The following is a 7,042-nucleotide window of genomic DNA, read 5'->3' as shown; positions in this document are numbered from 1 at the left end:
GGGAAGGGGGCACTTTGCAGCTTCTTCAGGAACAGCTTTTCCGCCGATAACTACCTGCCGCTCTCCGCACACAACATCAACCATAATATTTCTTATTTCGGTTATCATATCTGCAATAGATGAATTGCTCTCGATGAGCATATCATAGCCGATATTTTCGTTGATGATATCTGTCGCATCATCTCGCTCATATCCGCCGACAGATTGATATGATTGATTTTCAGTATTACTGATATCAGTCTTGATTATATTATTCTTGATTGCGTCGGTTTTGTCGGTTTCAAGAGAACGGTTTTCTTTGGCACAAGAAACAGGATTTTCTGTGTTCTGCATTTCGGATATGCCGCTGTCCTGAATACGGCTTTCTTCGTTTCTTGAATCTGTACTGTCGGAGCTGTCCGTTTCGGGAGTATCATCGGGATCATCGTCCACGATAAAATTCTTCACATAAATGATAGAGGGCTTGCCTAAACCTCTTCTTTTGCGGGTTATCAGACCTATGCCGTTTACATCATCTAGTTCCTTGAAAAGCTTTGAAGCCTTTTCGCTGCAGCAGTTGAGAGTTGCAGATGCTTCTTCAACGGTATAAATGATATAGACTTTGTTTTCGTTATCAAACCACTCGTTCTGACGGGACAGACTCATTCGGTCAAGCAGCAGGGCATAAAGTATCTTTGCATCGTTAGACAGTTTCTCAAACGCAGGGTGAGTGAACAGCACCCAGGGGACTCTTACAAAATTGAACGTTTCGGTCTGATTTCCATAGTAATATTCAAACATTTTTATTCCTCCTTGAAGTTGGGGGAGATCTTTTATCCTTGGAGCTTTTTGGGGCTTATTGTGGGGCTTAAAGACATTTCAGTTCCGTATAAGACGGGTTGATCTGTGTAAAAATATAACGGTTTTACGTCGTTTATTAAAATCGGAAACATTTTACAGGTTATCCGTAAAGTTCTCAAAGAGATAATTCCTCTTACAAAATGCTTAAAAGCCCCGGAAAATCAAGGTTTTCCGGGGCTTTCTTATATCCGCTTCATTTGTTATGGCAGCATCGGAAGGATTTCTGTCAAAGCAGCCGTTGATCCGGTAAATATGCGATGCTTCCCCATCTCCTCAGAAACCGGGGACTTCTCCGCCAATGACTTCCATTCCGTCCACGCTGTATGTGCCTGCCGCAACCGTGATCCTTACGATATGGGCTGCTTTTGCCAGACCATCACAGCGATAGGATATTTCCCGCGGGCCCGTTTCACATACCTGTGCGGACCGGGGCTCTCCCCCGTCTATTACAACGGAAAGTACCGCTTTGCCGGTTTCCCCAAACAGTGAAAAGCCTGTTCCCACGAAGCGCACAATGCACACTGCCCCCTCTTTACCCTGGGATATGGTGCGCTTATAATGCTTGAAGCCGGTTGCAGTCTGATGCTCCCACGCCCCCTCATATGCAAAGCAGACATCGGTGTTATCGTACCGGGTGATATATGATTCTGCGTCTGCTGTCGGCCGGATCACAAGCCTGCTGAAACGATTGCGGTGGTATGCGCTGTACAATGCGCCACGCCCGGCGCCCATCAGAGCCTCTGACCGGCTGATATATTCGGCAACAGGTTCACCGTCAATCCATGCTGTGATCACATTGTATTCCGCCTTTATGTGCAGCGCATGGACAGCGCCCAGATCAAAGTCCCCAATGCTGCCCCTTGCCTTTACCGTATCCTGCGCCAGAAGAGCCCAGCTTCCATCCTGGTAAAGCCGGATGGAGTAGCCGCTGACTGCATTGCATGCAAGGGTGTACCGCAGTCCCACACCCGCATAATTCTTTGCCGGCTCCTCCGATGGATCCAGCTTCACATGCACCGACACACTGTAGTTGTACCACCTGTCATCCCCAAAGCAAGTCACCGGATCCGGGGTAAAGCCCCATTCCTTCGCCCGGGTATGGGCAGTGATCTGCTGCACAAGCGCATTGCCGCTTTCGGTCTGCTCCACCTCAAAAGCACCGCCCTGATCCGTGGTGTATCTGGGCGCACCGCCCCTGGAGGTCAGATAATCCGGCGGATAGTTTTCATATGCAAAATCATCAGCATATGGCAGCGGAAACAGAGCTTGCTCGGATGCATCCTTGTTTTTGTATTCTGTCCGCCCGGGAGTCACTGTGGATACCGTCACCATGGAATAGGGCTTCACCAATACGGTATAGGTATACGCCCCCTGTTCCTCCTCGGGGGTAATGCCCGATATCTTTTTGAAATAATGGGCATCATAACTGCCGCCGTCGGGGCCTCTTGTTTCCCATACGCCTACCGGCGCAGACGCTTTGTCCAATGCGGATACCCGGAAGGTATATGCAATGGGCTCCGGCGTGGTGTTAGCAATGACGGTGCTGTAATCGCCGCTTTCAGTATCCGTTGCCGTCATGTAGCTGTACACTGCGTCCACTATGGCGTGACCGTCTCCTCCGGGTTTGCCATCGCTGAAGCAGCCGCTATCCACAAACGCCCAGCCCTTTTTCAGAAACTGAGAAAAATGCAGCGACATATAAAATCCGCTGTCCAGCAGGTAATAGCCGCTCCAGGGATCCGCAGCGGAGATCAGCTGCTTCTGGCAATAGCAGACTCCGTCATAATATGCCGACACCACAGGCTGATACTCATAAAGGGTCATGCCGCCGTTGGGGTACATGCCGATGATTCTGTTGGCAATGTCCAGAACCCCGTTGAGATCCGACAAGCCCGAATGAGTTCCGTCAAATCTGTATGTACCCTGCCCATAGCTCATGGGGGAGCTTGCCTCGCTGAACCATAGCTCCTTGCCGTATTCCCGAGCAAGCTGCTGTGCCCTGGCAGTGGAGCAGCTGGTATAATGACTGCCCACCACGTCAACGGCATGCATCAGCTCCTCGTCCTCGTACATTCTGTCGGCAAAGCCCCAGGTGCAGACCTCCTCTCCCCCTACCACTTTGATCCCGGCATAGTCATAGGGACAGTCCCGTTCGCTTTTCAGATGGGCTGAAAGATACTTGACCCATTCCAGATCTGCGCCCCGTTCATTCTGCACGGCGCTCACATAGTCAAATTTCAACCCATAGGTCTCGTATGCTGCATCCAGGGTGTTCTTGTACCACTGATACCTTGCGGCATAGAGATCCTCCGCATCGGACACCCACCTTGGCTCGTTCCACCAAAGCATATCCAGCGTCAGATCCGGATTGATCTTCTTTGCGTCCGCAGCAAGCTGATAGCCTGCTCCCCTTGTCACATCAGCCCGTTCATGAGCACTGCGCATAATGCAGGGTTCCGTTCCCGAAGAAGAATTGATGTCCGATCCCATTTCCAGCTTCAAATGATTGACCCCGATGCCCTCCTCCCCAAAGATATACTCCAGGATTTCACGGTACGCCTCCGGATGCTCCGCCTTATAGTCCAGAAGCAGGCGGGATGAATTATTGGCGCTTACCATGCCTGCGCCCCGGTACCGCATAGTTTCCTTCGTGTTCCTGGTTCTTCCGTCGATGATAAGCGCTCTTGTTTTCACGCTGTTCCCTCCCCATTTTTATGCATCTCCGTCCCTGTTGACCCGGGATCTTTTCTCCATCCTATACCGGATACCGAAAAAGAGGATCAACCCTGTGGGGATGCAAAAGATCACGATGCCGAGAGGCAGCTTGACCGAAACCTTGCTTTCCACATTTTCCGGAACGGTGATCACCGCCGGATTCTCCCCATCGTAATAGATCTCCACCGGTTCGCCGATATCGTTTTCCGATGCGCACATGTATGCGTCCTTGATCACGTAATTGTATGCTTCTCCATGAAGTTCATACGCTATGTAAATATCCCGGACATCTCTAAGGTCCCCGTCCTCGTCATATACCTCAAATTCAGAAACCCCGGTGATGTAAGCGGTGGCACGATTGCCCTGGCTTTTGATGGCTTCAGACTCCTTTTTGCTTTTGTATGCGCCGCCGATCAAGGCCAGCCCGCACAGCCAGAGGATCAGACAAATATACAGAACCGGCAGAATGCCGCCCTTTTTGCGTGTCTCTTGTGCATCCGGGCTGCATGCTTCCCCCACTGCCGGAATATCTTCAGCGTCTTTGTGGCTTTCAGCTTGTTGCTTCCGCTTGGTGACGCATTGAACGATCACGACCACTGCAACAGCGAGCATCAAATACACCATATGCATCCTCCGATTTTCAAAACACGGACTCCTTCCGCATTTATCATAGCAGGGGGCATTCGGCAGTGTCAACCGTAATTCTGTAAAGCCAGCGTTAAATTCATATGTACTGCTGTGGTCAAATGTTAAGGGAACGATGCAGGATACTAGTCACATTGCAAGAGGTTTCTGTCTAAAGCCCCTCCACAAAATCCAGAAAGGCTGCCCGACCCTGGGGGGTCCGTTTGAACACGCCTGCATCACACAGCACCTGTTCAAACACCTTGCCCACTTCCAGGCGGAGAATTTGTTCCGCATGCTCCGGGGCAAACTCCGGATGCGCATGCAGCACCTGTACCGCCCACTCTGCATGAGGAGCCGTTCTGGGATCCTTCATCAGATCCGCACGGGCAAGCATCTTTTCCCGGAGCACATCCAGCTCCACCGCCAGCCGTGCAGGCAGCACCGCAAGCCCCATGACCTCAATCAAGCCGATATTTTCTTTTTTGATGTGATGCAGGGACGGATTGGGGTGGAAAATTCCCAGGGGACGCTCCGGAGAAGTCCGGTTGTTCCGCAGCACCAGGTCGCATTCCAGTCTGCCGTTTCTCATGCGGGCAATGGGAGTAATGGTATTGTGGGGCGTATCCTCCGTCCGGGCATAGATCCCCACATCCGGATTCGTATAGCTTCGCCACTTTTGCAGGATATGGTCACAGGCCTGCACAAGCTGCGCCCGGTTGGCGGATGTCAGCCGGATCACGGACATGGGCCACTTCACCAGTCCTGCCGCCACCTCCGGAAAATCCTTCAGAACAAACGGTTTTTCCACCGATGCCGTTTCCATGGGGAAGGTGTATTTACCGCCCTGGAAATGCTCGTGGGAGAGAATGGATCCCCCTACAATGGGAAGATCCGCATTGGAACCAATAAAATAGTGTGGGAACTGCTCCAGAAAATCAAACAGCTTTTCAAACACGGACCGGTCGATCACCATCTGCACATGCCTGCTGTGAAACAGAATGCAATGCTCGTGATAGTACCCATAGGGAGAGTACTGGAGGAACCACTTCTCTTGCTGGATCTCCACCGGAACCGGCCGGAGATTCTGTCGTGCCGGATGGGTCAGATGCCCCGCAAAGCCCATGTTTTCCAGGCACAGCTGACACTTGGGGTATGCTGCGGATTTCTGATTTTTAGCTGCGGCTATGTCCCGGGGATCCTTTTCCGGCTTTGACCGGTTGATGGTGATATCCAGTGTACCGTAGTCGGATGCATAAGTCCATTTCAGATCCTTTGCAATCCTGCCGGCACGCACATAATTCAGATTTTTGCAGAAGGCATAGTACCAGTTGGTCGCCGCCTCCGGAGACTGGGCATACTGCCGGGAAAATTCCCGGTTCACTTCATGGGGCATGGGGGTAAACACGCCCATCACCCTTGTATCGAACAGATCCCGCTGTACGGCGGTTTGTTCAATGATGCCGTTTGCACAGGCATAATCTACCACTTCATCCAGCAGTTCATCCAACGAACCGCTTCTTCCTTCACAGTCCTCCCAATCCGTCAGATGCAGCAGATCCATCAGCTGATTGCGCACAACCAGCTCGTCCTCCTCTGTGATCAGTCCGCTGCGTATCCCATGCCGGATCAAGCCCTGTATCGTATTGTAAATCATAACGTACTCCTCGTTCAAATCCATTGGAATCTGTTCATTGACTATAAAGATTGTGCGGTGGTGCCTATATTATAGCACAACTCACTTCGGCATGTATACACAAAATAAGCGAAAAGATGAAAAATGGTACTGTTATTTCGTCAGATGCTGGTTTTATGGGTATGATCATCTCTGCAAACTGGAATTTGTCTATTTTTCCTCTTCATCAATACCTAGTTCATCACTTATTTGTTCTCCTTCAATATCTTCGGTAGTGACTTCTCCTGTAATATCCCTATAGGCTTCTTTTATTCCATTTCTGACAGCCCATTTAACTATAAAATATAATGCAAGTAAAACGATTAGTGCTGGGCCAAAACTAATTCCTAATTCTTCAAACATTTCATTACCTCCGTCAAATTCCGATTTGCAAGGCAGATGCCCCACATTTCGTTTCACACATTATACCACGCCCATATACGAAAAGTCAAACAACCCATCCACGCTTTTACAGGATGGGTTGCTCATGCAGAGAACCAACTGGATGGCTGATGTTTCACACGTCAAAGCCTGTGTGACAGATGCTCTACAAAGCCTCCCGGCATGCCTTGTGCGGTGGTGCCTTAAGTCAGTACCGCCACAAGCCCGGTATCATAATCCAGCAGGACGCCCTTCGGGTAGTAGCTATCAAACCAATACAGCGTCATCTGTTCCGAATGCTCCGGCAAGTTCTGGTCCAGCTTCATCTGGTTGCAAAACCAGGACAGGTAGGGAAACGGTTCTTCATCCGTTTCCCCTGCCGGAGCATACTGGATCCGTTCGCAGTCCATGCTGTCGTAATAGGCAGCGTAAGTATCCAAAGTGGCAACGTCTGTGTAAAAGGTCAGATAGGAGGAAGCGTGATAATCCTGGGCGATCAAGCTGCCTTGGGTGCGGAATCGATACCCTGTGCAGGCATCCGGAAGCTGCTCCGGCAGCAGAGCTTCATATATGCCGCTTCTATCTCCATACACACCATATGTATACAGAAAGCGCTTGAGGGGGTACAGCAACTGAACCTCCTTGGCGCTCCGCAGCACCACCAGGGGCGTATAGAATGCTGCAATGGCGAAAACTGCCAGCACCCTGGATGCGATCAGCAGCCCCTTCCCCTTCTGAAACTTTTTGACCAGCTTGCTGCACACCCCGGGCAGCAGTCCGCAGATCATCATCACCAGAAGCAGAATG

6 protein-coding genes are annotated in these 7,042 nt (G+C 50.8%); all 6 read right to left on the bottom strand.

Annotated features, from left to right (window positions below; genetic code table 11):
• On the bottom strand, positions 1–780 hold a 780-nt coding region (locus QVO51_RS00100), incomplete at its 3' end, for a replication initiator protein A (RefSeq protein WP_288167639.1).
• A 333-nt stretch (positions 781–1,113) separates the two neighbouring features.
• Positions 1,114–3,534 carry a glycosyl hydrolase family 59 gene (locus QVO51_RS00095; protein WP_022356723.1) on the bottom strand — a complete coding sequence of 807 codons (2,421 nt, stop codon included), beginning with the start codon at positions 3,532–3,534 and terminating at the stop codon, positions 1,114–1,116.
• Between the two features lie 18 nt (positions 3,535–3,552).
• The gene (locus tag QVO51_RS00090) at positions 3,553–4,179 is read right to left on the bottom strand and encodes a DUF3592 domain-containing protein (RefSeq protein ID WP_022356722.1); all 627 of its coding nucleotides are present in this window, start codon (positions 4,177–4,179) and stop codon (positions 3,553–3,555) included.
• A 172-nt stretch (positions 4,180–4,351) separates the two neighbouring features.
• The gene (locus QVO51_RS00085) at positions 4,352–5,836 is read right to left on the bottom strand and encodes a UDP-glucose--hexose-1-phosphate uridylyltransferase (RefSeq protein WP_022356721.1); all 1,485 of its coding nucleotides are present in this window, start codon (positions 5,834–5,836) and stop codon (positions 4,352–4,354) included.
• A 189-nt stretch (positions 5,837–6,025) separates the two neighbouring features.
• Positions 6,026–6,217, bottom strand: a complete 192-nt coding sequence (locus QVO51_RS00080) for a DUF6019 family protein (protein ID WP_022356720.1) — start codon at positions 6,215–6,217, stop codon at positions 6,026–6,028.
• A gap of 221 nt (positions 6,218–6,438) precedes the next feature.
• The coding region (locus tag QVO51_RS00075; protein ID WP_288167638.1) for a hypothetical protein at positions 6,439–7,042 on the bottom strand (604 nt) is incomplete at its 5' end.

This window comes from Ruminococcus sp. CAG:379 (genome assembly GCF_000434255.1).
GTDB lineage: Bacteria > Bacillota > Clostridia > Oscillospirales > Ruminococcaceae > Ruminococcus_F > Ruminococcus_F champanellensis.
The sequence above is the reverse complement of the archived record's forward strand: the minus strand, read 5'-3'. Positions and strand labels throughout refer to the sequence as shown.

What these genes read in the sequence shown, in the direction of transcription:
- QVO51_RS00090 (WP_022356722.1), bottom strand. Translation starts at nt 4,179, where the DNA reads ATGGTGTATTTGATGCTCGCTGTTGCAGTGGTCGTGATCGTTCAATGC.
- QVO51_RS00085 (WP_022356721.1), bottom strand. Translation starts at nt 5,836, where the DNA reads ATGATTTACAATACGATACAGGGCTTGATCCGGCATGGGATACGCAGC.
- QVO51_RS00080 (WP_022356720.1), bottom strand. Translation starts at nt 6,217, where the DNA reads ATGTTTGAAGAATTAGGAATTAGTTTTGGCCCAGCACTAATCGTTTTA.